The following is a 24180-nucleotide window of genomic DNA, read 5'->3' on the forward strand; positions in this document are numbered from 1 at the left end:
AAGGAGTAGAAAGGAGCAAAAATTATGAATATAAAAAAGCACGGATTAAGGTTTCATGGCAGTTTTACCTACAGGAACAGGACGGATGAGATCATCTGGCATCACGCCGAGGCGAACTGCACGGTCGAGGATATTCATTCCTGGCACTTGAACAATGGCTGGATCGGATGTGGGTACAACCTGATCATCTACAAGGATGGGACGGTGCACGAGGGAAGGCCGCTGAACGCTGTCGGAGCCCACGCGTCAGGCCACAACAGCCGCAGCGTAGGCGTCTGCTGCATCGGACGTTATGATATTGAGACGATGCCGCTGGCGCAATTAAATGCGGCAAAACAGGTGCAGGCCTATTTAAAGGGTCTGTATCCAGGGGCGGTAACGAAGAAGCATAAGGATGTAAATGCCACCTCCTGCCCGGGCAAGAATTTTCCGTTTTCAGAGATTGCGGGAACCGCAGGGGATGCGTCCACCGAGGCATCCACAGCAGGCCAGGGGACAAGCCCTTCTGGCAACTGGTACGCGCGCCTGCAGGCAGAATGTAATGCGCAGGGATTCAGTACCCAGAAGGTGGATGGCCTTCCCGGGCCGAATACTCTGGCAGGATGCCCGCAATTGGGAAGAAATTCAAGAGGCCGCATCACGTCCCTGATGCAGGAGAGGCTGATCTCGCTTGGCTATTCCTGCGGGCCTTGCGGGGCGGATGGCATCAATGGCGCGGGAACCCAGGCGGCGATCAAGGCATTCCAGAGAGACTATAGATTGGTAACGGATGGAATCGTCGGACAGAAAACCTGGAGCAAGCTGCTGGGTTTATCATAATCGCATTATCAAGGCCACGGGGCGTTAAGAACTCCGTGGCCTATTATATCTTAATCTTATAGTTGATCCCATAGCAGTATTATTTTAGCCGCTATTCTTCTCTTTTAGCACTGGAAAATGATTTGCAATTCTTCAATATTGTAGTTGCGTCAGAGTCTATTACGCTAAATGCTTCATCTGATGCTACATCGATACAGTAAAATTTTTTATCTCCTACCGTTATTGATCATTCGGTTGGGGTTCCATTTTCATCGTAACATTTATTGATATTATTCCATTTGTTTTTCATATGATAGTCATTTTTGACCTCGTGACCTCCAAGGCTGACGATTTATTTGTTTTCAAAATATAAAATATAATGTATTATACAAAGAAAGGAGGCGAAATGGAATGCATACAGATGTAAGAGAGTATATTAATCTATGCCGTGTTAAAAGAAACAATATGACGGAGGCTGAATTGGCAAGAAGGACAGGCCAATCACCACAGAATATGAATAATAAGTATAAGAGAAATACATTCAAGGTTGCAGAACTTCAAAAGGTTGCGGAGGCTATGAATGCGGATCTGAAAATATCATTCATTGATAGGAATTCCGGGGAACCTATAATATAATATATTTGATATTTAATAAATGAAAAATCGAATGGGCATAATAAATAGTTGGTTTAACAAATGAAAACTTGTATAAAACAATTAGGTCTAGAGATTAGCGCAGTAGTCGAGTAAGCGGAGAAAGGAGGAACACATGGAAGAGATGACCAAAGAAGAGATGCAGAGATTTCTTATAAAGGAAGCGCAGCGAGGAACGACAGAGATAGAAGCATACAGAAATCTTATGGAGATACTCGGCATCGAGTATCCCAAATTTGTTCTATAACTTAAAACTCCGCAATCACTTGAAAATATTGGACTTGCGGAGTTATGTAAGAAAATAAAAAGATGGAGTATACGGGATTCGAACCCGTGACCTCAACAATGCGAATGTTGCGCGCTCCCAACTGCGCTAATACCCCATGGAATTAGTATAACACGTACAAGCCAAAAGTAAAGAGTTGCATTAAAAAATATTTGAATTTGTGCCGCATGTAAAGACAACTCTTGAGTTAAAAGGCAAGAGATGCTATATTGTAGTCATAAAAGGAGCAGTCACCCACAAGGTGGGTTGACCAAATACAAACTAGAAAACCACCCTATTACCGTGTACCGACCTCCAATCGTTAGATTTTTAGGTCTAACTTTTGGGGGTCGGTACAAAGTACAAGGATGGTTTTTCTTTGCAAAGTCAGTGACAAATCAAATAAATGAATGTCAGCAACGCTAAAACAAACATTCCGAAAGCCATCAGATCACGGAAATCAAATTGTTTCATAGACATCATCTCCATTCTATGTAAAATTAAGGCCAACGTCACCCTGCAACACGATTGCTTCTTATATTAAAAATATCACATGATGAATGCATAGTCAATAATATTTTATTTACAACATTACTAAAGATTATTGACCGATATAAAAAATTGTGCTATATTATAACTGTCAGACTATGTCTGAGGATTGAAATAGTAATGTTGTTAATAAAGAAGAGGTTATTTTCTGGAAATATCCGGAACCCCTCTTCTTTATTATTTTGTTCAAAATTAAAGATTGCAAAATAGAAAACTTGACAAATCATTTTTATATCCATATACTTACTAATGGTAATTATCTGTAGTAAATAAATGGAGGGACTATGCGTACAGAAGTTTTAAAGCAGTTATTAGATGCCTGTCACCTGGCAAAGAAAAGTATAGAGACTATGCCGAAACTGCCAAAGGGCATGAAGCCAAGGCATGTCCATGTAATGGATGTAATCGGTGAAATGGAGGATTCCAAAGGGGTCTGCCGCGTGGGGGATGTCAGTGCGAAAATGGGAATTACGATGCCAAGTATCACGAAACTGATTCAGGAACTGGAACTATTAGGAATGGTAGAGAAGTATCATAAGGAAGAGGATAAAAGGGCTGCTTACCTTCATCTTACTACGAATGGATGGCAATGTGTAAGGCAGTATGTGACCGAACTTCATGGGAAATGGGCGGCTGCACTTGAAGATGTGACAGACCAGCAGGTACAGGATGCTGTTTTTACAATCCAAAGATTATACGAGACGATATCCAGAGAAAGCGGGGGCGGCTATGGCAGAGAAGAATAAAAAGGAAGTATCATTTACGCAAGGTCCTATCTTTGGTTCAATTGTAAGATTTGCCCTGCCAGTGCTGGGGGCCCTTGTGCTGCAGGCAGCCTATGGGGCCGTAGACTTACTGGTGGTCGGCCAGTTCGGGGATGCTGCCAGTATATCGGCGGTGGGAACAGGAAGCGCATTCATGCAGATGGTGACCTTCATCCTTACCAGTCTTGCCATGGGCTCGACAATAATTATCGCCCAGCATATCGGGGAGAAGAGACCTAAGGCTGCCGGAGACGCGGTAGGGACGACGATCGTACTGTTTCTCATCATTGGCATTGCGCTTACCGTGATTTTAGAAATCTTTGCGGGAAATATCGCCGAGATCATGCAGGTGCCTGCCCAGGCATATACAAAAACGGTTACCTATATCCGAATCTGTTCCGGTGGAATTCTGGTGATTATTGCATACAATGTGATCAGCGGCATCCTAAGAGGCGTAGGAAACGCTAATCTGCCTTTTTTGTTTGTAGGAATTGCCTGTGTGGTAAATATAGCGGGAGACTTGCTTTTGGTGGGCGTCTTTAAGATGGACGTTGCCGGAGCGGCGATCGCGACCATAGCGGCACAGGCAGTGTCGGTAGTTATATCAGTACTTGTACTTAAAAAGCAGGAGCTGCCAATCGCATTTTCCAAAGAGCAGTGCCGCATATCTTCAATCGAGTGTGGGAAGATATTGAAGGTAGGAGTGCCAATTGCTCTTCAGGAAACGACGGTTCAGATATCCTTCCTTGTCATCAATTCGATCATCAACCATATGGGCCTGATGCAGTCAGCAGGATATGGCGTGGCGCAAAAGATCGTGTCATTCATCATGCTGGTTCCTTCCTCCGTTATGCAGAGCGTTTCAGCCTTCGTGGCGCAGAATGTAGGAGCAGGAAATCTGGAGAGGGCCAGAAAAGGATTCCTAACTGCGATGGCATCTGGATGCGCGGTGGGAATCTTGATCTTTCTGGCTGGCTTTTTTGGCGGAGAATATCTGTCAGCGCCTTTTACCTCAGATGGAGAGGTTATTATGCAAAGCGCCAGTTACCTGAAAGGATTTTCAGTGGACTGCATCCTGACCTGTATATTATTCAGCAGCATCGGATATTTTAATGGCCAGGGCAATAGCATTCCGGTCATGCTCCAGGGAATAACTTCTGCATTCTGCATCAGGATACCGGTATCTGTCCTCATGTCTAAACTTCCAGGAGCATCCTTGATGATGGTCGGCATGGCAACGCCGATCACCACGGTATATGGCATCCTATTCTTCCTGATCTGCTTTCGAATATATGGGAAGAAGAAAACAGCCTGAAAAGACGTATTGACATGAGGTGTTCTATAGTTTATAATTGAGACAAATTTTTAGACAGAGGTAGTTTATGTTAATTGTAGGGAGAGTCTTATAGACAACGAATTGAAGAGTTGAGAAGAGGTAACTATAGGTTAGAGATATAGTTATGTTCTTTTTGTCTGCCTTACAAGATGCTAACATACACTTCTGACAGAGAACGTTAAATGGAATGATAAAGCATGGCTGTATGGTCATGCTTTTTTTGTCCTATTTTATAGAGTTCTATTTAAGATTACTCTGTCCGATAACGCCACAGAAGCGGTATGCCCATACAAAGGCAGAAGTTTTTGTGGCGTTTATAAATATATGATTCGAATGGAGAGATTGAAATGACAGATACAGAAAAGATATTAGAATTTGACCGGATAAAGGAAAAACTGGCAGAACTGGCATGTACAGATAAAGCCAGACAGCAGATACAGGAACTGAAGCCCAGTTTAAGCGAGCTGGAGGTAAAGGCCTCTCAGAGAGAGACTACGGAAGCCAGGAAAATGATAGAGATCTGCGGAAATCCGCCGGTCACAGCACTACAGGGAGTTGACGAATGGATAGAATTTGCATCCAAAGGCGGCAGTCTGACTCCCCAGCAGCTGGAACAGATATCCATGGTACTGGCGGCGGTAAGGCGGCTGAAGGATTATTTGCGCAGGGGAAAGGAGCATGAGATAGGCCTGGCTTATTATGAGGAAAATCTGGACGGACTCGATGACATCCGGGAGGAATTGGGCAGCAAGATCAGGAACGAAAGGGTAGACGATTATGCGTCCAAAACGCTTAAGTCGCTGCGGGAAGCGATTGATCGGGCGGAGACAAAGATGCATGAAAAGGCAGACGCTATCCTGAAGGCAAATAAGCAGTATATGGCAGATAATTTCAGCACGTTAAGAAATGGGCGCATCTGCGTACCAGTGAAAAAGGAATACAAATTCAAGATCCAAGGCTCCGTCATAGATAAATCGTCAACAGGGAGCACGCTGTTTATTGAGCCTTTGCAGGTTGCCAGACTTTACGATGAAGTGCAGGAATTGAAGATTGATGAAGAGAATGAGGAAATCCGTATTCTGTACACGCTGTCTTCCATGCTGTCGGATAAGGAAGAGATAATCCGATCAAACAGCCGGGCCGTAGAAAAACTGGACTTTATCTTTGCAAAGGGCAAGCTAAGTCTGGAACAGGAGGGGATTCAGCCAGAGATAAATACGGACAGACATATCCGGATCAAGAATGGAAGACATCCTCTGATGGATAAGGCAGTGAACGTACCATTGAACTTCGAGATCGGAAATGGGATCAATGGGGTGATCATTACCGGTCCTAACACAGGCGGCAAGACGGTGGCGATTAAGACCGTGGCCCTCAATTGCATGATGGCCCAGTGCGGCCTTCATGTACCCTGCGAGGAAGCGGAGATCTGCATGAATAATGCGATTCTGTGCGACATAGGGGATGGGCAGAACCTCTCTGAAAATCTGTCCACATTCTCGGCTCACATTACGAATGTCCTGGACATTCTCAAAAAGGCAGGAAGGGATAGCCTGGTTGTTATGGACGAACTGGGATCAGGGACGGATCCGGCAGAAGGGATGGGGATTGCCATAGCCATCCTGGAAGAATTAAAGAAGAGTAATGCATTATTCCTGGCTACCACGCATTATCCGGAGGTAAAAGAGTATGCCCGCAGAACAGAAGGAATCATCAATGCCAGAATGACCTTTGATAAGGAAAGTCTGAAACCTCTTTATCAGTTGGTCATCGGAGAGGCTGGGGAGAGCTGCGCCTTTTATATTGCCGGGAAACTGGGAATGCCGGGATATATGTTGAGCAGGGCGGCAAAGGCGGCCTATGGAAGCGATGGAGAAACTAAAATAGAAGGAATGGCAGGAAATGAAGAATTGAAGAAATCTTCCCATCCGAAGATACAGAAAATAAAGAAGGCTGTCACGCAGAAAGAGGCCAAGAAGTACCAGATTGGCGACAGCGTGATGGTATATCCGGAGAAGAAGATTGGGATCATATGCAGGATGGCGGATGAAAAGGGAATGCTTCAGGTACAGATGAAAAAGGAAAAGAGGTGGGTCAGCCATAAGCGGATAAAACTGCATGTGCCGGCAGAACAACTTTATCCGGAAGACTATGATTTTTCTATTATATTTGACAGCGTCGAGAAACGAAAGGCGCAGCATGACATGAAGCGCAAATATGTGGACACCGAATTGACATATGAAGAATAAAGTAGATCTGCCGCCTTGGAGGCCTAGGAGAAGGGATATTGGATGACAAAGTCAGTGAAGGATCGTATGGCCGGATAATCCAGCAGTTCCTTAAGCGTGACGTAGTAAATGGTACGAAGGAGTACATCTTCCAATGGAACAATCCTGCAGTCCTCCGTTTTCAGGGCCTGCGCGATAGAGTTTGAGGCAAATCCTATAGCCAGGTTCTGGCTGGCCAGCTGCATGACGATATCAGACTGGCTTGTCTCGCAAAGGATGCGGGGCGCAATATAATGCTGATCAAAGACCTGCTCTAATTCCTTGCGAAATGCAGACTCTTTTGCAGGCATAATGATATTTTCCGACTGCAAATCCTGCATGGAAATAGATGGCTGGCCGGATAGCGGATTCTGCCGGGAAACAATGGCCACATAACGGTCATCCATAATCCGGTGGAAAAATAAATCTTCCTTATGCTGCAGGGCTGCCTCGGAACTGATTACAAACGCCGCGTTGATGCTAATGTTACATAAAGAAGCAGAGATAAATAATTCAAGAACAGACCGCCCCACTATTCCGTTTTTAACAGTAAGTTAAATTTTTTAGCTGAAATAAATGATATTTAGTGCTAACAAAAAGACAAATTGCGGGTTTACAAAGAGAAAATGGGCATTAGTATATGGATTTGCTGTCAAAGATTGTCCTTATATATAATACCCATTTCGTTATTTCTGAGGTTTATAACAAATATTTGCACACATGACACCGAGTAGAATCAGTAATGCACCAATGTAGCCCATCAGATTCAGTCGCTCACCCAGAAAAGCAAATGCAAATACCGCAGTAAAGACAGGTTCTAAAGAAAACATAAATCCCGTTGTTTCAGCGCTGACAAATTTCTGCACATAAGCCTGCATGACAAAACCGTAAGCAGAGCAAATCAAGGTTAAACCAAGTAAACTCGCCCACTGGATTCCCGTTTGAGGAAGAACTGGCGTTTCAAAAATGAAGGCTGCTATGGTGGCATAGATACAAGCAAAAAGCATTTGCCAGATGCCCAAGGAAATGCTGTCTACTCGTTCCACAAAGGATTTGCTGACCACAATATGAACAGCATACACAAAAGCAGAAAACAGCATGATACCGCTTCCGATAGAAAACTGTCCAACACCGCCACTGAGCAGGAGGAGACCAGCTGTAACAGCAATAACACCAATCACGATTTTAGTTTCCGGCATACGCTTGCGGAGAACGGCCATGATAATAGGCACAATAATGACTGTCGTGCTTTGCAGAAAACCTGTTTCTGAGGCAGATGTATATTGTACACCCAACAAAAGACACAGGAAAACCGTTGCCAGTAATCCTCCGCATATTGCACTTGCTTTTAAGGTTTGACGATCCGGGCGGCACACTCTGCGGAAAAAGAGAGCAAACATGACCAGAAAGGCGATTCCTGTGCGGAGGGCAACAATGGTAACCGGCGGAATCCCATCCATTAGATAAGCCATAAAAATATAGGAAGTACCCCATGCAAGCGGTACAGTGAACGCTAAAAATGTTGCCTTTTGTTTATTCATCGTTAGACTCCTTGTTTGTTTTTCTTTTATTATAGCTGCGCCCTTGCTATTTGTAAAATTAATAGATATAATATGTGTATTAGAAAACACGATACAAGGAGGGCGGTTGCAACAATGATCCAAACATCAAAATACACGGTGTTTTGTCGTGTTGTTGAATTAGGCAGTTTCAGTTTAGCGGCGGAGGAATTAGGATATACGCAAAGTTCAGTTAGCCAAAAAGTTTTATCTCTTGAGGAGGAATTAGGGGTAACATTGCTCCTGCGACAGAAAAACCGTCTGGAATTGACGTCAGATGGCGAAAATCTCTATCCCTTTATTCAAGCCATTTATGCGGCGGAAAAAAACCTTTCCGGGAAGAAAAAAGAAATCGAAGGTCTTGAAAGTAGTGTTGTATCCATTGCAGCTTGGTCGAGTGTAAGCAGGTTATATCTCCCCATCTTGATGAAAACTTTTCAAGAGAAATACCCTTCTGTAGAGTTCAAACTGCTACAGGGTGGATATGAGGTAAATGCAGCGGCAGTCAGAGCAAGAGAAGCTGATTTGGGATTTATCAGTACAGATACCGCAGAGGATTTGGAATATGATATTTTGTATGAGGATGAATTGCTTGCGGTATTGCCATCTAATCATCCTTTGGCAGAAAAAGATATTGTTTCTGTGAAAGACCTTGCTAAGGAACCTTTTATCCTTATGGATGAGTTGGGGTATTCATATCCACTGGCGGCATTCAAAGATGCAGGTGTGCAACCTCGGAATTTGAAACTGACAGTTTATGACGACTATGCAGTTATGGAAATGGTTCGTCAGGACTTGGGGGTGTCTATGCTATATGAGCGCATCCTGAGAGGCTTTGATGACGGTTTAATTATACGTCCGATAAAAGAAAGACCGAAGCGTAATGTTGCAATCTGTTGGAAAGACAGAAAAACACTGTCTCTGGCGGCAAGAAAATTTCTTGAACATGTCGAAGATTCAAATATATTTGTATTCAACTGATATGAAATAACTTTGAGAGATTTTTGGGAAGATGTAAATTCCAGTTTTCACTTTAATCTCCCATTGAAAAATTAAATACCCATCGCCCACCACAGCGGCACACAAGCAGTAAGTCTGAAAAGATTTGCTACTTTTTTTTGCGCCCATTTTTGGAAGAACGGCACAGGCAGACCGTAGTAGTGATGAAAAAAGAAAAGTTTCATTTGGCATTTTCTGCTTCCGTCCGTAGAGGAAAGCAAACCCGCAGCGGGCAGAATGAGCCGCCTTGTTCGCTTTGTTTATGAAAAAATTTGCGGCACCCCCGAACAAATCCCGCCAAAATGAAATGGCATATAGAGAGATTTTTTCGGACGCGCCGCAAAACAGGGGGTAAAACCGCCCGAAAATCCGCGATAGGTAGAGAGTGTTTCTCGCAGAGCAAGTTTCTACCACAGTACCAAAATTCGCTTGCCGCTCATTTTGCCCCTGCGGGAAACTTGTTGGGGAGTGCCTTCCCCAAACCCTGCTTTTGCGGCTTGCGCCGCTTATCCCGCCGCGCTCATGCGGCAAGAAAGGAGGTCACGACCATGCGAAAGAAATACAACACGCCCCACCGCAGCCGCGTTGTGAAAACCCGGCTGTCCGAGGAAGAATACGCCGACTTCACAGAGCGGCTTGCCCCTTACGGTATCAGCCAGTCCGAATTTCTCCGGCAGGCCATACGACGCACTACCATACACCCCGTTGTCCATGTGTCGGCGGTCAATGATGAACTGCTGGCCGCCGTCGGGAGGTTAGCCGCCGAATACGGGCGGATCGGCGGCAACCTCAACCAGATAGCCCGGTATCTCAACGAGTACGGCGCACCCTACAACGCCCTGTCCGGCGAGGTACGCGCCGCCGTTTCCGACCTTGCCGCCCTCAAATACGAGGTATTACAGAAAGTAGGTGACGCTGTTGGCAACTCTCAAACATATCAACTCTAAGAACGCCGACTATGAAGCCGCCGAGCGTTACCTCATGTTCGAGCATGACGAGTTTATCATGAAACCCGTCCTTGATGAAAACGGGCGGCTCATTCCCCGCGAGGACTACCGGCTGTCTACACTGAACTGCGGCGGGGAGGATTTTGCCATTGCCTGTATGCGTTCCAATCTCCGCTATGGGAAGAACCAGCGGCGGGAGGACGTAAAGAGCCACCACTACATCATCAGTTTTGACCCCCGCGACGGCCCGGACAACGGCTTGACCGTAGACCGGGCGCAGGAATTAGGCGAACAGTTTTGCCGGGAGCATTTTCCCGGCCATCAAGCCCTTGTATGCACCCACCCGGACGGGCATAACCACAGCGGCAACATTCATGTGCATATCGTCATTAACAGCCTGCGGATAGAGGAAGTCCCGTTCCTGCCCTACATGGACAGACCGGCGGACACAAAGGACGGCTGTAAGCACCGCTGTACCGACGCTGCCATGCGCTACTTCAAAGCCGAGGTTATGGAGATGTGCCACCGGGAGGGGCTTTACCAGATAGACCTCTTGAACGGCAGCAAGAACCGCGTTACCGACCGGGAATACTGGGCGCGGAAGAAAGGGCAGGCCGCGCTGGATAAGAAGAACGCCCCCATGATTGCGGACGGTATCACGCCCCGGCAGACCAAGTTTGAAACCGATAAGGACAAGCTGCGGCAGACCATACGCGCCGCGCTGTCTGCGGCGACCTCATTCGAGGAATTTTCCGCGCTGCTTTTACGGGAGGGCGTGACCGTCAAGGAGAGCCGGGGGCGGCTGTCCTATCTTACGCCAGACAGGACAAAGCCCATTACCGCCCGGAAGTTAGGGGACGATTTTGACCGCGTCGCCGTCCTTTCCGTTTTGGAACAGAACGCCGCCAGAGCCGCCGAACAGCCCGCAGCCATAGCGGAATCCCCCCGCGCCGGGAAAAGCCGTCCACAGCCCACAAAAGCCGCCAAAACCGCCCCGGAACAGGACTGCTTGCAGCGGCTTATCGACATTCAAAAGAAACTGTCCGAGGGCAAGGGACGCGGCTATGAGAAGTGGGCGACCATGCACAACCTCAAACAAATGGCGGCGACGCTCAACGCCTACCAAGAGTACGGCTTTACTTCCCCGGAAGAACTGGAAGAAACCCTTGCCGCCGCCCATGCAGAACTGCGGGACATTTCCGGGGAACTGAAAAAGCTGGAAACCCGGCTGGCCGGGAAAAAGGAGTTGCAGCGCCAAGTGCTGTCTTTTGCCAAGACCAAGCCTGTCCGGGACGGGCTGAAAGCCCAGAAGTCCGAGAAAGCCCGCGCAGCTTACCGGCAGGCACACGAAAGCGAATTTATCATAGCCGATGCAGCCGCCCGCTATTTCCGGGAGCATGGCATTTCCAAGTTGCCCGCCCGGAAAGCGTTGCAGGCCGAGAGTGAGGGGCTTATCGTCCAGAAAGACGGGCTGTATCACGACTACCGGGAGCAGAAAGAGCGCGTCCGCCACCTTCAGACCGTCAAGGGCAATATTGACCAGATGTTACGCCGGAATGAGCCGCAGCGCGGCAGGCGGCAGGATTTAGACCGCTAAAACACACCCCGGACTGATACCGAGAACCTACAAAACCGACTGCCGGTACTTCCCCTATCCGCAATACCACCCGGCTTTTTCAAGGGGCGTACAGGGCAGAAAAACCTTGAAAATGACACCGAAACGATACACAAAACGCCGCCTATCCCATTACCCCGATAGGAACGGCAGAAAGGAGCCGCTATGCCGAGAATGAGTAAGAAACGCAAGCAGGAATGGGCGTTTTTCCTCAATGAGCGCAACCGTATCACATACAATCCCCTTTGCCTCAAGTGCCGCCGCACCTGTAAGCAGAGTTTCCGGGCGACCATTATCGACTGTCCGCCCTTTGTTTCCAAGAGGGCAAAGCCGCCCGCCGGGAAAGGGGGCGACCCTTATCGCTGAATATATCACAGCCGAAACAAAGCTGCCGCCCTACCTGCCTTATCCCCGTTTCCTGCTGAAAATGGACATCTCCCAGACCGCCAAGCTGCTGTATGCGCTGCTGTTAGACCGTTCCACCCTGTCGCAGAAGAACGGCTGGCAGGACGACGAGGGCAGGATTTATGTGTTCTATCCCGTAGCAGAGATAGCGGAAATGCTGGACAAGGGCTGTACCGCTGTCAAAGGGGCATTGAACGAACTGGACGCTGCGGGGCTTTTAGAACGGGAACGGAGGGGATTTTCCGCGCCCAACCGGATTTATGTAAAAGTGCCGCCTATCCCAGTAGTACAGTTTTCCGACCCTATGACGGTCGGAAAAGCGACCCTCATAAGTACGGAAAAGCGACCTTATGACGGTCGGAAACCCGACCCTATGATGGTCGGAAATCCGACCCCTAACAAAACTAATATAAACAACCTTACAGAGAGCCAAACAATGGGAGTGAGTGGGGAGCCGCCCGCCCCCGCCTATGGCCGCTATGGAAATATCTATCTGTCAGAAACCGAGTACGCCGAGTTGCAGGCAGACTTCCCGGACAGGCTGGAACGGCTTATCGAGGAAATGAGCCGCTACCTTGCCGCCAATGGGAAAACCTACCAGAACTACGCCGCCGCCCTGCGGATATGGGTGGACAATGACAAAAAGGGAGCCGGAACCGGCCTGCCGGACTACTCATGCGAGGAAGGAGAGAGCCTATGAACGCCACATATCCAGAAATGATTGAAACCATGACCGCCGCCCCGGAGCCGGAGGACTACACCGGCGAGGACGGCTTACTGTACTGCGGCAAGTGCCGCAAGCCCAAAGAATCCTATTTCCCGGAGGGAAAGACGCTGTTCGGGCGTGACCGCCACCCGGCAGAGTGCGACTGCCAGCGGAAAATCCGGGAGGAACGGCAGGCCGCCGAGGAACGCCGCCGCCACCTTGACGCCGTAGAGGAATTAAAACGCCGGGGCTTTCCCGACCAGACCATGCGGGGCTGGACATTCGAGAATGACAACGGCCAGAACCCGCAGACAGCCACCGCCCGCCGCTATGTGGAGGAATGGGAACGGGAGTACGTGGAAAATCTGGGCTGTCTGTTCTGGGGGAGCGTCGGCACCGGCAAAAGCTACCTTGCGGGCTGTATCGCCAACGCCCTCATGGAGAAAGAAATCCCTGTCTACATGACGAACTTTGCCGCTATCTTAAATGACCTTGCCGCCAGCTTTGAGGGCAGGAACGAATATATAGCCCGCCTTTGCCGCTATCCCCTGCTTATCCTTGACGATTTTGGCATGGAGCGCGGGACGGAATACGGCTTAGAGCAGGTTTACAACGTCATTGACAGCCGCTACCGCAGCGGCAAGCCCTTAATCGTTACCACCAATTTGACCTTGCAGGAATTACAGCACCCAAAAGACACCGCCCACGCCCGGATTTATGACCGGCTGATTGAGATGTGTCCGCCCGTCCGCTTTACCGGCGGGAACTTCCGCAAGGGGAAAGCGTAAAGCAAGCTGGAACGATTGAAAACGCTGTTAGCCGGAGGAAAGGAGAACTGCCTATGACAGAACGAAAAGCAGACCGCGCCGCCCGCCGCCCGGACTGCGTGACGGAAATCCGCATGGGGAACACCGTCCTTGTTGTGTCCGGCTTTTTCAAGGAGAGCAGCACCGAAACCGCCGCCGACAAAATGGAAAAAGTGCTGAAAGCCGAAACCGCTACACAACAAACGAACTATCCGGCGTGAGCCGGAACATGGAAAAGCGACCACGCTGGGGAGCGTGGCCGCTGGAAAGTGAAAACTATTTTTTTACGTTTATTAACCCACGGTCAATATAGCTTTGCACAGCTAAATCAATCGTTTCAAGGTTTGTAAATTTAGGCTGGTATTCCAATAGGCGTTTTTCTTTTTCAATGCTGAAAGTGCCGCTGCGGGCAATATGGTAGTAAGTATGGTCGCATTCCTCTGGATTGCCCTCATATTCACACCATTCTTTCCAGCCAAGGAATTTGATTTTTGGTTCATGACCGAAAAAGGCGTAGAGGTGTTTTGCATACCCATATAACGTAATGGACTGTTCCGCTTCTGCGTCGAAAGATTCTCCAAGAGATACATTCCTATGTGTGATTGCCTTGAAGAAAACTTGTGCCACATCATAACCGTGGACATGGTGAATAATTTCCATGCCAAAGTTTGGCAGACAGATTTCTTTACCGTCGGCAATATCTTGAAACACACGCATGGAAGTATTGCCCCACGGATTGATGATTGTCCACCCCGGCCCGGAAATCTGTCCCGGCATAATGATAGTAGCCGGAAATCCATTGATACGGTACTGCTCTTTTAAATACTGTTCGCTGGAAAATTTATCTTTTCCGTAATCGTCCAACGGGGATTTATCTAAATCGTCCGCATTAAACGGGAGAACCTCTGCCATGCCATGCGCCCAGCAGGAAGAACAGTATAGATAATGGCTTAAATTCGTATTCTGAAATGCTGCCACTATCTTTTTGGTGTCCTCAATGTTGAAATTTACCAGGTCAACAATAATATCCGGCTCCATAGCTTTTAATGTGGCGATAAAGTCAGTATCTTTGGAACGGTCAAGCAGAACACGCTCTGCCTTTTCCCATGCGTAATCTTTTTCGTAAGGTTCAGACATGGTTCTGGTAATAGCAACCGTTTCATATCCGGCTTTTATGAGCATAGGAACAAGATATGAGCCAATATGACCGGCAGCCCCTATAACAACTGCTTTCATTTATTACACTCCTTTGCGGTTTGATTTTAAACACAGTATATCACACGATTGTGAACTTTTCCACCAGTAATGAATACAAGAGATTGCTACACAACAACCGTCAATTTGACAAATCATAAAGAATCAACTTTGACGATTTTACCGCTATACAGACAGCCCTGTTCCGTGGTACAATCAAGCTACGGAATAGTGGGGCTGGCTGTCGGAAACGGAGGATTTTATGTTAAGACGAGCCACCCAAAACCTCATTACCGCCCTTTATCCGAGATTGTCCCATGAGGACGAGTTGCAAGGCGAGAGCAATTCCATATCCAACCAAAAGCGGATTTTGGAAACCTACGCCAAGCAGAACGGCTTTACCAACCTGCGCTGGTACACCGACGACGGCTTTTCCGGCGCGAACTTTGTTGAGGTAAGATAACGATACCTTTTTTGCAGAGGGTGTTATCTTACCTCTTTTTGATGTATGTTAGATAGCATAACTCTTTACGTCGGCTCCTATCTGTCTGAAATAGGAGATACTTTCAGTAGGCTTGTCGCCTGTATCAACTCTGCCGACAAAGCTATAAAAGATTTCGATTTTGCGGGTGTTCGTTTCCTTATCCAGTTCGTGAATAAGAATACGGTCAATAAATTCATGGACGTTTTCGTAGGTCAGTTCTTCAATCGCTGTGTATCTGCGTACCAGTGCGACAAACCTTTTTACGTCCGCGCTGCGCTCGGTGGCGTTGTCGATTTCCTGTGACAGCTCCGCAATCCTCCGGGTCAGCGTCTTTTTTCTTCATCATAGCCGGAAGTCAGAAAAGCAAATTGTTCATCTGAAAGTTTCCCTAAAGCGTTGTCCTCGTAGAGCTTGCGGAATAAGATGTTCAGCTCGTTAATACGGTTCTGCGCCTTGTCAAGTTCTTTCCGCTGCTGTGTCAGCGTCTTTTGTACTGCCTTTGCGCTGCACTCGTTGGCGGTTTCGATAAACTCCTGTTCATGCTCTTTCACATAAGACGTTACTCGCTGCAAGTCTGCAAGGACAAGTTCTTTCAATACGCTTTTGCGGATATAATGCGTAGTGCAGAGCATATCATTTCTTGCCCGGTTGCGGTAGTTGCCGCAAGTGTAGGCGTGTTTCCGTTCAAGCGTCCCGGCTCCGCGTACTGCATACATTTTGTAGCCGCAGTCCCCACAAAAGAGCAGCCCGGAAAACAGGTCAATTTCATCAACCTTTGTCGGGCGTTGCCGGGTGGCAATCCGCTTCTGTGCAAGTTCAAAGGTTTCTTCATCAATCAAAGGTTCGTGAGTGTTGGGGAAGAAATACCTTTTTTCCTCCGGGTTCTTTTTCGTCTTTTTCGACTTATAAGATACCTTGTAGGTTTTCCCGGTTATGGTATGCCCTAAATACTCTTTCCTTGTCAGAATGTCGTACAGTGTCTTATCCGGCCAGTTGTACCATGCGTTGAGCTGTGGGCGGGGGTGGCGTTTGCTCCCTGTCCTGCGGTAGCGCAGTTCCCCGACGGTCAATATCTCATTGTCCCGCAGCCAGTTCTGGATTTCACACATACGGTCGCCCCGTACATACATTGCAAAAATCTGTTTTACGACGTGTGCCGTTTCCGGGTCGGGTATCAGATGATTGCGGTTATCCGGGTCGATAAGGTAGCCGTAAGGAGCTTCGCCGTTGACGCGCTCGCCTTTCTGTGCCTTTGCCTGTTTGACAGCCCGGATTTTCTTTGAGGTGTCGCGGGCGTAAAACTCGTTGAACCAGTTCCGCAGAGGGGTAAACTCGTTATCTTCCCTCGCTGTGTCTACACCGTCGTTAATGGCAATGTAGCGCACTTCGTATTCGGGGAAAACAATCTCTATCAGTTCGCCGGTTTTCAGATAATTACGTCCCAGACGGGAAAGGTCTTTTGTTATGACGGTCGCCACGTTCCCGGCTTCAACCTCATGCAGCATGGCTTGAAGCCCCTCACGCTCAAAGCTCACGCCGGAAAATCCGTCGTCTACAAAAAAGCGTGTGTTGAAAAAGTGGTGTTCGTCAGCATACTTTTGTAAAATCAGTTTTTGGTTCTGTATGCTTTCGCTTTCCCCGGCTTGCATATCTTCCTGGCTCAATCTGCAATATAAAGCGGTAATCTTGTCTGTCTGTAACATTTTGTCCTCCTTTCCGACGACAGACAAGCATGGTATTTGTACTGTCTATATTATACCACATACCGCTGCCTGTGTCATGTATAAAATGTGAAGAAACGCCCTATTTCCGGGCGTTTGCGGGGTTCAGCTCCATGTCCTTGCGAATGAGCTTCTTTATCTTTTTATCCAGTGTGTCCGTTGCGCGTTCACTTGCGGACGAACATACAAGGTAAGTAACTTTTCCGATTTTATGCTCCGTTGTGGTAACGGGCGTCTGGTTTTGCGTCAAAGAAAATCCCCCTTTCTTTCGCAAACATATAATACAGTCTATGAATAGCAGCAAGTCCACTATTCAAGAAAACAAAGGCTTTAATCGGACGGTTATTAGCATAACCTCATGGGAATTTCACCCCGGCATGGTTCTCATGCAGCCCTACCCATTGCCTGCGACGCTCTTAACGCTCGGACTGTGGCTGTAAGGAAGTATCATTGTATATTTTGCGTGTCGTCGCCCGCAAGCCGCTACACTTGCTTTCCGGCGCGGTGTTGGTCGCTCGGCTGTCCGGGCGGGGATAACCTCACCCGGATAGCGTCATGGCGCACCCACCGTATGGCTCGGCGCAAAAGGAACGTATCCGATTTGCCCTATGCTGCGCCGCCGTTATCTTGCGCCGCTTTCTTTGTCAAGGTTCAGAATGGCTTTGCTGCCGCGTCAGCAGCGGAACGGAAAAGGGGGAGAGAGAAAGCGTCCCGCCGCTGCGGTTTATTCCTCTGCCTTAAAGGTGAGGACAGCCATCATCAGTTTTGCTTGCAGCCGTTCCCGAATGTCGTGGTCTACGCCAAAATAGACGTTCCCGCGCTCGTCGTACAGCTTCCGCATGGAGAGGCGGGCTATGTAGCCGCTGAAATGCTGCAAGACAATCTTCATAGCGTCCGGGTCGCCCTTTGTCGCTGCCAAAATGACAGGATAGGGAACAAGGGCTTTTTCCGGGTAGCCGGGTTCGTTACCATTCGTCCCATTCATCAGCATTTTCCTCCAGATATTTTTTTAGCAGCTCAAAAGAGCTTGTCCGCCTGTACTGTATCGTGCTTCTCGACGTATCGAACAGCTCCGCAATCTCGGTGTCGTTCATTCCCTCGAAATAGTACAGGAGTACGGCTTTGCGCTTTTCTTCCGGCAAAGTACGGATTGCTTCAAGAAGCAGCTTCGGCGTGATTTTCTTCCCGGCTCTTTCAAAGGCGATTTCCCCTTTGAAATATTCATCAAAGGTATGAAGCTGCCGCGCTTCTTCTAAGGTCAAGTCGGAAAAGGTAATCTCCCTTGCCTTATGCCTGTGCAGCTCTTTGTGAGCGTCACACGCTTCATTGTGCAGTACCGTATTACAAAACTTCTGGAAAGCGCACTGTTTTATAAACTCCCTGCGATTAGGTTCCACATTCTCACCCCCTTTCTCGTTGGAAAGTTGGTGGTGCTTCCCCCTTTTCGCGGGGCAATACTGCCTTTTGAAAAAAACGCCGAAGATTTTCGGATTTTTTTCAAAAAATTTTTTGAGCAGCAAAATACGCCTGTCCGAAAAGCCCGGACAGACGTATAGGTATTGTAAGCGGTATTCAGATGATTAGACAGTTCATATTGATAGACGTAGTTTTCCCCGGCGGTGGTCGGGCTTTTTTTGATGTGTCAATGACCGTCGGATTTTGTCGATATGGTATGTGCTTCATGGCGGCTACCTCCTTTTAGCCGCCGCTTTTAACAGTGATACCGCGTCATTTCATTAGAAGATAAAAAGAAACGGCGGCTTTGGTTTTTCAAAGCTGCTGCGGAAATCAAAGAACGACAAGCAACAGTTCTGATTTTGCTCCAATATGGTTATTGGGGGCACAAATTAAATCAAAAAAGAGCCGATAACAGCAGTATTTCAAACTGCATATTATCGGCTCTGCGTCTGTGCGTCTGGCTCTTTTAATTAAATTATTTTTGTTGTTTTTTGGCTTTATTATATGTATTAGCTAACTGTCCACAAGCTGCTTTAATCTCTCTACCATGAGAAACTCTCATGGTAACTTCAAGTCCTGTTTGCTCTAATTGATGTTTGAACGCAACCATTTCTTGTTTTTGTGGTGCTCTAATTTTTGAATTACTCGTCGGGTTGTATTGCAGCACGTTAATCATAACATTTTTGCCCTTAAACCATTTTGCAAGTTGCCTTATATCTGAGGAACGGTCATTTATACCTGGTAAAAGCAAATACGCAAATACCACTTTTCGATTATGCCTTTGTGAATAGGACAATGCTTGCTTAACAACATCTTCAATAGCGTACATGTGCATATGAGGAATGATGCAGTTTCTCGCAGCCTGTGTTGCTGCATGTAAAGATATTGTCAACTGAATTTTTAGATGTTCTTCGCGCAATTTTTTTAATTGATTAACTGGACCAACTGTTGATACGGTAATGCCGTCGGTTGGAAAGTTAAGTCCATTTCTATCTCGAAGAATATGGATTGCTGCAATCAAGTTGTCGTAATTGAATAAAGGTTCTCCCATTCCCATAAAAACGATACGATTTACTTTTTGACGTATCAATATGACCTGTTGCACAATTTCAGATGGTGTTAGATTACGAACGAAACCATTGCGTCCGGACTCACAAAAAATACAGCCAACAGAACAACCAACTTGCGTACTTACGCAAACAGTCCCACCATCTCGCCGTTTAATAAAAACCGTTTCGATATACCTGTTGTCTTTCAATTCATAAACATACTTTTCAGTATCGCTACTTTTATAGACTTTTTTTGTTGATATTGATAGATTTTTTTTGTGAAATGGCTGTTTATACAATTCCGCATATAAGGCTCTTGCTTTATCCTCTCCAATTACTTCCGACATTTCTTTGTAAGTAAATCCGTATGGGTCATTCAATATTTCCGTAAGTGTACTTTTAGGTAAGTGTTTCATTTAATATCCTTCCTTTTGTTTTTCAGAGTTTTTGATTATGATTTCTAATTTTTCAACATCAATGATATGTGTTAATTTACATTTAGGGCAGAAAAGAGGAAAATTTCTTAATACCGTATTATAAAATACTTGAACCCTCGTCTTTCCGTTACAAATTGGACATTTTATCCAATATTTTTCAAGCATAATATTTCTCCTTTTGTGCAAAAAAATACAGGTCAATTCTCAACATGAGCATTGACCTGCATTTATACATATAACACTACAACAAAATTAAGGCATAGTTTTTATACTATGTCTATACATCGTTAGTTTTGTTGTATAGCATACGCAAAATAAGCATGACAAAAAAGCCCATATTGAAAATGGGAAAAATCTTTTTTGGTTTCAATGCTTATCGAATACGCATGCTATGTAACATAAACATTTCCCCCTTTTAATAATACTATACAAAAAAAGCGGCTAATTGTCAACATATACATATGAATTATTTTGGCTAACTGATTGAATTGTGTAGACATATCCAAGAAGAAAGGGGAACAGTAAAATGTAACAGGGTGAATAACTATGGCAAAAAGACCAGTACCGAAATACGATTTCAAGGCTTTTGGGGCAGCGATAAAGGCGGCGCGGACAGGGCGCAAGGAGAGCCGCAAGAAAGTGAGCGACGAAATGTTTATCTCGCCGCGCTACCTTGCGAACATTGAGAACAAGGGGCAGCACCCAAGTTTACAGATTTTCTTTGAGCTTATGCTCCGCTACAATATATCCGTAGACCAGTTTCTTTTGGAAACGCCGCCAGAGAAGAACACGCAGCGGCGGCAGCTTGACGCGCTTCTTGACGGTATGAGCGATACAGGCATACGGATTGTGAGCGCAACGGCAAAGGAGATAGCGGAAGTCGAAACAGAGGGCAGATAAGAAGTGTCCGTCAGAATTGAATAAGGTTTAGAGAGCGTTGTAATCTTTTTTTGAGGATTGCAGCGTTTTTCTTTTGCGGAAGTTTGGCAAAACCGGGCATAGCTCCGTAGTAAGGCATAAGGGATAAAAACATTCGTAGCAAGCATAGGAAGCGGGTACCCACTTCCGTATTTTCCCCTCCCGCGCTGCGGCGCGTCGGTTGAAAATTGCTTGTTGGGAAGTGTCCCAAACCCTCGGAACGGAAAGGAAAGGAGCGAATACATGAACGGACGCAAAAGAACGGTGCAAATCAAATTCAGAGTGACGGAAGCGGAACGGGATTTAATACTGGAAAAAATGAAGCTCGTACCCACCCGGAACATGGCGGCATATCTGCGGAAGATTGCCATTGACGGGTATATCATTCAGATAGACCATGCCGATATAAAGGCAATGACCGCAGAGATACAGAAAATCGGTGTCAACGTCAACCAGATAGCACGCCGCGTAAACGCGACGGGGAACGCATACCAAGAGGACATAGAGGAAATAAAGGGGGTGCTTGCGGAGATATGGCGGTTACAAAGATTAAGCCTATTAAAAGCACTCTAAGCAAAGCCCTTGACTATATCGAAAACCCGGACAAGACGGACGGAAAAATGCTTGTGTCCTCTTTCGGCTGCTCCTATGAAACGGCAGATATTGAATTTGAATATACCTTGTCCCAAGCACTCCAAAAGGGGAACAATTTAGCCTTTCATCTGATACAGTCCTTTGAGCCGGGGGAAGTCGATTATCAGAAAGCCCATGAAATCGGAAAGCAGCTTGCCGACGCGGTAACAAAGGGGCAGCATGAATATGTACTCACGACGCACATTGACAAAGGACACGTCCACAATGTACGCCCGGATAGGGCAATGAGAAAAGCAGTATGAGGTACTGCCCCGTAAGATAACGCGGGAAACAACCAGCCTAACCGAAAGGCGAAAGCTGACACGGGAACACAGTACGGCTGGAAAGCGGTAAGTCACCTAAAGGCAATCGGGTGCGACTGAACCGCAATGTTAATCGGATATAAGGTATAAGTTGGATTTACTGAACGTGAGCTTCCAGTTTCTGTTATGTGCCGATAGAGGAAAATTGCCTGAAACCTCTGGTACGGAAAAGGCAAGTTATGGTTGTGGGCTTGTCGGTTATCAATCATTCCGTACAACCTGTAGGGGAACCTATGGTAACGAAGCGAAAGCGATACCGAGAATCCGAATTTACCAAGTCTCATTGCTAACCGGGGATGCCCTAACCAGGAGTGCCGCACGAAAGGGGGAATGAAAAAGCGGCTATGGCTTTGGAGCCTGAAAATCCTGCATGGGTACGGAGTGCTCGTAGTAGTCCGAGAGGGGTAATGACCCTTACATGGCGAAGGGGCACAGTTATTGCGCACTAAAATTAGAAGTTGATTAGGGAGGAAAACCTCACATGAAGCCAACAACGGAAATTTTAGCAAGAATCAGTCAAAACTCACTTGCAAATAAAGAAGAAGTATTTACAAAACTGTATCGCTATCTGTTGCGTCCTGACATTTACTTTGTGGCATACAAAAACCTGTATGCCAACAACGGTGCGGCAACAAAAGGAGTAAACGAGGATACGGCGGACGGTTTCAGTGAAGCCAAAATAGATAGTATTATCAAAGCATTGGCGGACGAAACCTATCAGCCCATGCCGGTGAGGCGAACCTATATCCAGAAGAAGAATAACCGCAAAAAGCTGCGTCCCTTAGGTATACCAACCTTTACTGACAAATTGGTGCAGGAAGTGTTGCGGATGATACTGGAAGCGGTATATGAACCTATCTTTCTGGATGTCTCCCACGGTTTTAGGCCAAAAAGAAGTTGTCATACGGCCTTAAAACAGTTGAGACGGGAGTTCAACGGTACGCGTTGGTTTGTTGAAGGCGACATCAAAGGTTGCTTTGACAACATCAACCACGCTGTTCTTGTAGGCTTGCTGAACAATAAAATCAAGGACGCTCGGATAACCAAGCTGATTTACAAATTCCTAAAAGCAGGATATTTAGAGAATTGGCAGTACCATAAGACGTACAGCGGTACACCGCAAGGCGGTATCATTTCTCCGCTACTCGCCAACATCTACCTGCATGAATTGGACAAGTTTGTAATGAAGTTGAAATCCGAATTTGACACGCCCGGAGTGGGACAAATCACACCTGAATACCGAGAGCTGCACAATGAAATCAAACGGCTATCCCACCGCTTGACGAAAGTAACAGGTGAGGAAAGGGAAATGGTGCTGGCAGAGTATAAGCCCAAACGTCAGAAACTGATGACCATTCCCTGCACTGCGCAGACCGACAAAAAACTGAAATATGTTCGGTATGCGGATGATTTTCTAATAGCAGTCAAGGGAAACCGTGAGGACTGTCAATGGATTAAGAGCAAACTGGCCGAGTTTATCGGAGATACACTGAAAATGGAACTCAGTGAAGATAAAACGCTCATAACCCATAGCAGTAAATGTGCAAGGTTCTTAGGCTATGATGTGCGTGTGCGCAGAAGCGGAAAAATAAAGCGGGGTGGCCCCGGTCATGTAAAAATGCGTACCCTCAATGGGGGTGTAGAACTGTTGGTGCCACTTAACGATAAAATCCGTCAATTCGTTTTCACTAAAGGTGTGGCGATACAGAAGAAAGATGGTTCCATGTTTCCAGTTCATCGGAAATATCTGGTTGGGCTCACAGACTTAGAAATCGTTTCAGTATACAATGCGGAGTTAAGAGGAATATGCAACTATTATGGTATGGCAAGCAACTTTTGCAAGCTGCACTATCTTGCCTACCTTATGGAATACAGTTGCTTAAAAACCCTTGCTTCAAAGCATAAAACCAGCCTATCCAAAACCATTGACAAGTTTAATGATGGCACAGGAAAATGGGGTATACCCTATGAAACGAAGCAGGGAAACAAAAGGCGTTACTTCGCAAATTACGCCGACTGCAAAGGCAAGGGCCCTGCTACGGATTACATCAGCAATGCTGCCGTTGTCTACGGATACGCAGTCAATACCCTTGAAAACCGGCTGAAAGCAAAGGTCTGTGAGTTATGCGGAACGACAGAGAGCGACCATTACGAGGTTCACCACATTAACAAACTCAAAAATCTCAAAGGCAAGGAACGGTGGGAAATCGCAATGATTGCCAAACACAGAAAAACGCTTGTGGTGTGCAGGGATTGCCACCGCAGTATTATCCACAAAAAGTGAGTTTTGTCT

General features: G+C 46.7%; 24 protein-coding genes, 1 tRNA gene and 3 pseudogenes. 18 read left to right on the top strand and 10 right to left on the bottom strand.

Going from position 1 to position 24180, the window contains the following annotated elements; genetic code table 11:
- The first annotated feature begins 24 nt into the window (after nt 1-24).
- The 3 genes from K0036_RS03560 to K0036_RS18980 all read left to right on the top strand — a co-directional run bounded on the left by K0036_RS03560 (nt 25) and on the right by K0036_RS18980 (nt 1699).
- On the top strand, nt 25-819 hold the full coding sequence (locus K0036_RS03560) for an N-acetylmuramoyl-L-alanine amidase (protein ID WP_220430768.1): 795 nt from the start codon (nt 25-27) through the stop codon (nt 817-819).
- Between the two features lie 390 nt (nt 820-1209).
- The gene (locus K0036_RS03565) at nt 1210-1434 is read left to right on the top strand and encodes a helix-turn-helix domain-containing protein (RefSeq protein WP_220430769.1); all 225 of its coding nucleotides are present in this window, start codon (nt 1210-1212) and stop codon (nt 1432-1434) included.
- 133 nt (nt 1435-1567) lie between these two features.
- Entirely contained in the window at nt 1568-1699 is a 132-nt protein-coding gene (locus K0036_RS18980; protein ID WP_259283383.1) for a hypothetical protein, read from the top strand.
- Nucleotides 1700-1762: 63 nt separating this feature from the next.
- On the opposite strand, the gene K0036_RS03570 is transcribed toward K0036_RS18980, so the two are convergent.
- A tRNA-Ala gene (locus K0036_RS03570) sits at nt 1763-1835 on the bottom strand.
- Between the two features lie 715 nt (nt 1836-2550).
- On the opposite strand from K0036_RS03570, the gene K0036_RS03575 reads away from it, so the two are divergent.
- The 3 genes from K0036_RS03575 to K0036_RS03585 all read left to right on the top strand — a co-directional run bounded on the left by K0036_RS03575 (nt 2551) and on the right by K0036_RS03585 (nt 6615).
- Nucleotides 2551-3012 carry a MarR family winged helix-turn-helix transcriptional regulator gene (locus tag K0036_RS03575; protein WP_220430770.1) on the top strand — a complete coding sequence of 154 codons (462 nt, stop codon included), beginning with the start codon at nt 2551-2553 and terminating at the stop codon, nt 3010-3012.
- Nucleotides 2996-4345 carry an MATE family efflux transporter gene (locus tag K0036_RS03580; RefSeq protein ID WP_220430771.1) on the top strand — a complete coding sequence of 450 codons (1350 nt, stop codon included), beginning with the start codon at nt 2996-2998 and terminating at the stop codon, nt 4343-4345. The genes K0036_RS03575 and K0036_RS03580 overlap by 17 nt, the downstream gene beginning before the upstream one ends.
- A gap of 368 nt (nt 4346-4713) precedes the next feature.
- A complete protein-coding gene (locus K0036_RS03585) occupies nt 4714-6615 on the top strand; it encodes an endonuclease MutS2 (RefSeq protein ID WP_220430772.1) in 1902 nt (633 codons plus the stop codon).
- A 23-nt stretch (nt 6616-6638) separates the two neighbouring features.
- On the opposite strand, the gene K0036_RS03590 is transcribed toward K0036_RS03585, so the two are convergent.
- Both K0036_RS03590 and K0036_RS03595 read right to left on the bottom strand, forming a co-directional pair.
- On the bottom strand, nt 6639-7166 hold the full coding sequence (locus tag K0036_RS03590) for a LysR family transcriptional regulator substrate-binding protein (protein WP_259283384.1): 528 nt from the start codon (nt 7164-7166) through the stop codon (nt 6639-6641).
- 153 nt (nt 7167-7319) lie between these two features.
- Nucleotides 7320-8174, bottom strand: coding sequence for a DMT family transporter (locus K0036_RS03595; RefSeq protein ID WP_087224609.1), 855 nt, complete (start codon nt 8172-8174; stop codon nt 7320-7322).
- Between the two features lie 114 nt (nt 8175-8288).
- On the opposite strand from K0036_RS03595, the gene K0036_RS03600 reads away from it, so the two are divergent.
- The 7 genes from K0036_RS03600 to K0036_RS03630 all read left to right on the top strand — a co-directional run bounded on the left by K0036_RS03600 (nt 8289) and on the right by K0036_RS03630 (nt 13891).
- Nucleotides 8289-9173, top strand: coding sequence for a LysR family transcriptional regulator (locus tag K0036_RS03600; RefSeq protein ID WP_087224612.1), 885 nt, complete (start codon nt 8289-8291; stop codon nt 9171-9173).
- Nucleotides 9174-9739: 566 nt separating this feature from the next.
- Entirely contained in the window at nt 9740-10138 is a 399-nt protein-coding gene (locus K0036_RS03605) for a plasmid mobilization protein (protein ID WP_220430773.1), read from the top strand.
- Entirely contained in the window at nt 10110-11735 is a 1626-nt protein-coding gene (locus K0036_RS03610; protein ID WP_220431267.1) for a relaxase/mobilization nuclease domain-containing protein, read from the top strand. The genes K0036_RS03605 and K0036_RS03610 overlap by 29 nt, the downstream gene beginning before the upstream one ends.
- 183 nt (nt 11736-11918) lie before the next feature.
- A complete protein-coding gene (locus K0036_RS03615) occupies nt 11919-12119 on the top strand; it encodes a hypothetical protein (protein ID WP_220430774.1) in 201 nt (66 codons plus the stop codon).
- Nucleotides 12120-12123: 4 nt separating this feature from the next.
- Complete coding sequence (locus K0036_RS03620; RefSeq protein ID WP_420341581.1) at nt 12124-12858, top strand: replication initiator protein A; 735 nt, start codon at nt 12124-12126, stop codon at nt 12856-12858.
- Nucleotides 12855-13652: an ATP-binding protein gene (locus K0036_RS03625; protein ID WP_220430775.1), complete on the top strand. Its 798-nt coding sequence runs from the start codon at nt 12855-12857 to the stop codon at nt 13650-13652. Before K0036_RS03620 ends, K0036_RS03625 begins: the two co-directional genes overlap by 4 nt.
- Nucleotides 13653-13705: 53 nt before the next feature.
- The gene (locus K0036_RS03630) at nt 13706-13891 is read left to right on the top strand and encodes a transposon-encoded TnpW family protein (RefSeq protein ID WP_117493714.1); all 186 of its coding nucleotides are present in this window, start codon (nt 13706-13708) and stop codon (nt 13889-13891) included.
- Between the two features lie 55 nt (nt 13892-13946).
- Here the strand turns inward: K0036_RS03630 and K0036_RS03635 are convergent, their stop codons facing one another.
- Entirely contained in the window at nt 13947-14906 is a 960-nt protein-coding gene (locus tag K0036_RS03635) for an NAD-dependent epimerase/dehydratase family protein (protein WP_220430776.1), read from the bottom strand.
- Between the two features lie 220 nt (nt 14907-15126).
- Between K0036_RS03635 and K0036_RS03640 the strand changes: the two are divergent.
- Nucleotides 15127-15312 (top strand): annotated as a pseudogene (locus K0036_RS03640) (recombinase family protein); the annotation flags it as partial.
- Nucleotides 15313-15375: 63 nt separating this feature from the next.
- On the opposite strand, the pseudogene K0036_RS03645 reads toward K0036_RS03640, so the two are convergent.
- From K0036_RS03645 to K0036_RS03670, 6 genes and pseudogenes are all read right to left on the bottom strand, one after another.
- Nucleotides 15376-17051: pseudogene (locus K0036_RS03645) on the bottom strand (recombinase family protein).
- 100 nt (nt 17052-17151) lie between these two features.
- Entirely contained in the window at nt 17152-17379 is a 228-nt protein-coding gene (locus K0036_RS03650; protein ID WP_004607973.1) for a transposon-encoded TnpW family protein, read from the bottom strand.
- 414 nt (nt 17380-17793) lie between these two features.
- Nucleotides 17794-18054, bottom strand: coding sequence for a helix-turn-helix domain-containing protein (locus tag K0036_RS03655; protein ID WP_002590583.1), 261 nt, complete (start codon nt 18052-18054; stop codon nt 17794-17796).
- Entirely contained in the window at nt 18035-18466 is a 432-nt protein-coding gene (locus K0036_RS03660) for an RNA polymerase sigma factor (protein ID WP_009255547.1), read from the bottom strand. The genes K0036_RS03655 and K0036_RS03660 overlap by 20 nt, the downstream gene beginning before the upstream one ends.
- Nucleotides 18467-19002: 536 nt before the next feature.
- Complete coding sequence (rlmN, locus tag K0036_RS03665) at nt 19003-19992, bottom strand: 23S rRNA (adenine(2503)-C(2))-methyltransferase RlmN (RefSeq protein ID WP_004607971.1); 990 nt, start codon at nt 19990-19992, stop codon at nt 19003-19005.
- Nucleotides 19993-20178 carry a cysteine-rich KTR domain-containing protein gene (locus K0036_RS03670; RefSeq protein WP_004607970.1) on the bottom strand — a complete coding sequence of 62 codons (186 nt, stop codon included), beginning with the start codon at nt 20176-20178 and terminating at the stop codon, nt 19993-19995.
- Nucleotides 20179-20559: 381 nt separating this feature from the next.
- Between K0036_RS03670 and K0036_RS03675 the strand changes: the two genes are divergently transcribed.
- The 4 genes and pseudogenes from K0036_RS03675 (at nt 20560) to K0036_RS03690 (ending at nt 24171) form a co-directional block, all read left to right on the top strand.
- Nucleotides 20560-20913, top strand: a complete 354-nt coding sequence (locus tag K0036_RS03675; protein ID WP_004607969.1) for a helix-turn-helix transcriptional regulator — start codon at nt 20560-20562, stop codon at nt 20911-20913.
- A gap of 261 nt (nt 20914-21174) precedes the next feature.
- Nucleotides 21175-21504: a plasmid mobilization protein gene (locus tag K0036_RS03680; protein WP_002585086.1), complete on the top strand. Its 330-nt coding sequence runs from the start codon at nt 21175-21177 to the stop codon at nt 21502-21504.
- Nucleotides 21465-21791 (top strand): annotated as a pseudogene (locus K0036_RS03685) (relaxase/mobilization nuclease domain-containing protein); the annotation flags it as partial. The gene K0036_RS03680 and the pseudogene K0036_RS03685, both read left to right, overlap by 40 nt.
- A 577-nt stretch (nt 21792-22368) precedes the next feature.
- Nucleotides 22369-24171: a reverse transcriptase domain-containing protein gene (locus K0036_RS03690; RefSeq protein ID WP_002594337.1), complete on the top strand. Its 1803-nt coding sequence runs from the start codon at nt 22369-22371 to the stop codon at nt 24169-24171.
- The last annotated feature ends 9 nt before the right edge of the window (nt 24172-24180 follow it).

The organism is [Clostridium] scindens, from assembly GCF_019597925.1.
Lineage (GTDB): Bacteria > Bacillota > Clostridia > Lachnospirales > Lachnospiraceae > Clostridium_AP.

Coding starts and splice junctions, on each gene's coding strand:
- K0036_RS03560 (WP_220430768.1), top strand. CDS start 25: ATGAATATAAAAAAGCACGGATTAAGGTTTCATGGCAGTTTTACCTAC.
- K0036_RS03565 (WP_220430769.1), top strand. CDS start 1,210: ATGCATACAGATGTAAGAGAGTATATTAATCTATGCCGTGTTAAAAGA.
- K0036_RS18980 (WP_259283383.1), top strand. CDS start 1,568: ATGGAAGAGATGACCAAAGAAGAGATGCAGAGATTTCTTATAAAGGAA.
- K0036_RS03575 (WP_220430770.1), top strand. CDS start 2,551: ATGCGTACAGAAGTTTTAAAGCAGTTATTAGATGCCTGTCACCTGGCA.
- K0036_RS03580 (WP_220430771.1), top strand. CDS start 2,996: ATGGCAGAGAAGAATAAAAAGGAAGTATCATTTACGCAAGGTCCTATC.
- K0036_RS03585 (WP_220430772.1), top strand. CDS start 4,714: ATGACAGATACAGAAAAGATATTAGAATTTGACCGGATAAAGGAAAAA.
- K0036_RS03595 (WP_087224609.1), bottom strand. CDS start 8,174: ATGAATAAACAAAAGGCAACATTTTTAGCGTTCACTGTACCGCTTGCA.
- K0036_RS03600 (WP_087224612.1), top strand. CDS start 8,289: ATGATCCAAACATCAAAATACACGGTGTTTTGTCGTGTTGTTGAATTA.
- K0036_RS03605 (WP_220430773.1), top strand. CDS start 9,740: ATGCGAAAGAAATACAACACGCCCCACCGCAGCCGCGTTGTGAAAACC.
- K0036_RS03615 (WP_220430774.1), top strand. CDS start 11,919: ATGCCGAGAATGAGTAAGAAACGCAAGCAGGAATGGGCGTTTTTCCTC.
- K0036_RS03625 (WP_220430775.1), top strand. CDS start 12,855: ATGAACGCCACATATCCAGAAATGATTGAAACCATGACCGCCGCCCCG.
- K0036_RS03630 (WP_117493714.1), top strand. CDS start 13,706: ATGACAGAACGAAAAGCAGACCGCGCCGCCCGCCGCCCGGACTGCGTG.
- K0036_RS03635 (WP_220430776.1), bottom strand. CDS start 14,906: ATGAAAGCAGTTGTTATAGGGGCTGCCGGTCATATTGGCTCATATCTT.
- K0036_RS03655 (WP_002590583.1), bottom strand. CDS start 18,054: ATGAATGGGACGAATGGTAACGAACCCGGCTACCCGGAAAAAGCCCTT.
- rlmN (WP_004607971.1), bottom strand. CDS start 19,992: ATGAAACACTTACCTAAAAGTACACTTACGGAAATATTGAATGACCCA.
- K0036_RS03670 (WP_004607970.1), bottom strand. CDS start 20,178: ATGCTTGAAAAATATTGGATAAAATGTCCAATTTGTAACGGAAAGACG.
- K0036_RS03675 (WP_004607969.1), top strand. CDS start 20,560: ATGGCAAAAAGACCAGTACCGAAATACGATTTCAAGGCTTTTGGGGCA.
- K0036_RS03680 (WP_002585086.1), top strand. CDS start 21,175: ATGAACGGACGCAAAAGAACGGTGCAAATCAAATTCAGAGTGACGGAA.
- K0036_RS03690 (WP_002594337.1), top strand. CDS start 22,369: ATGAAGCCAACAACGGAAATTTTAGCAAGAATCAGTCAAAACTCACTT.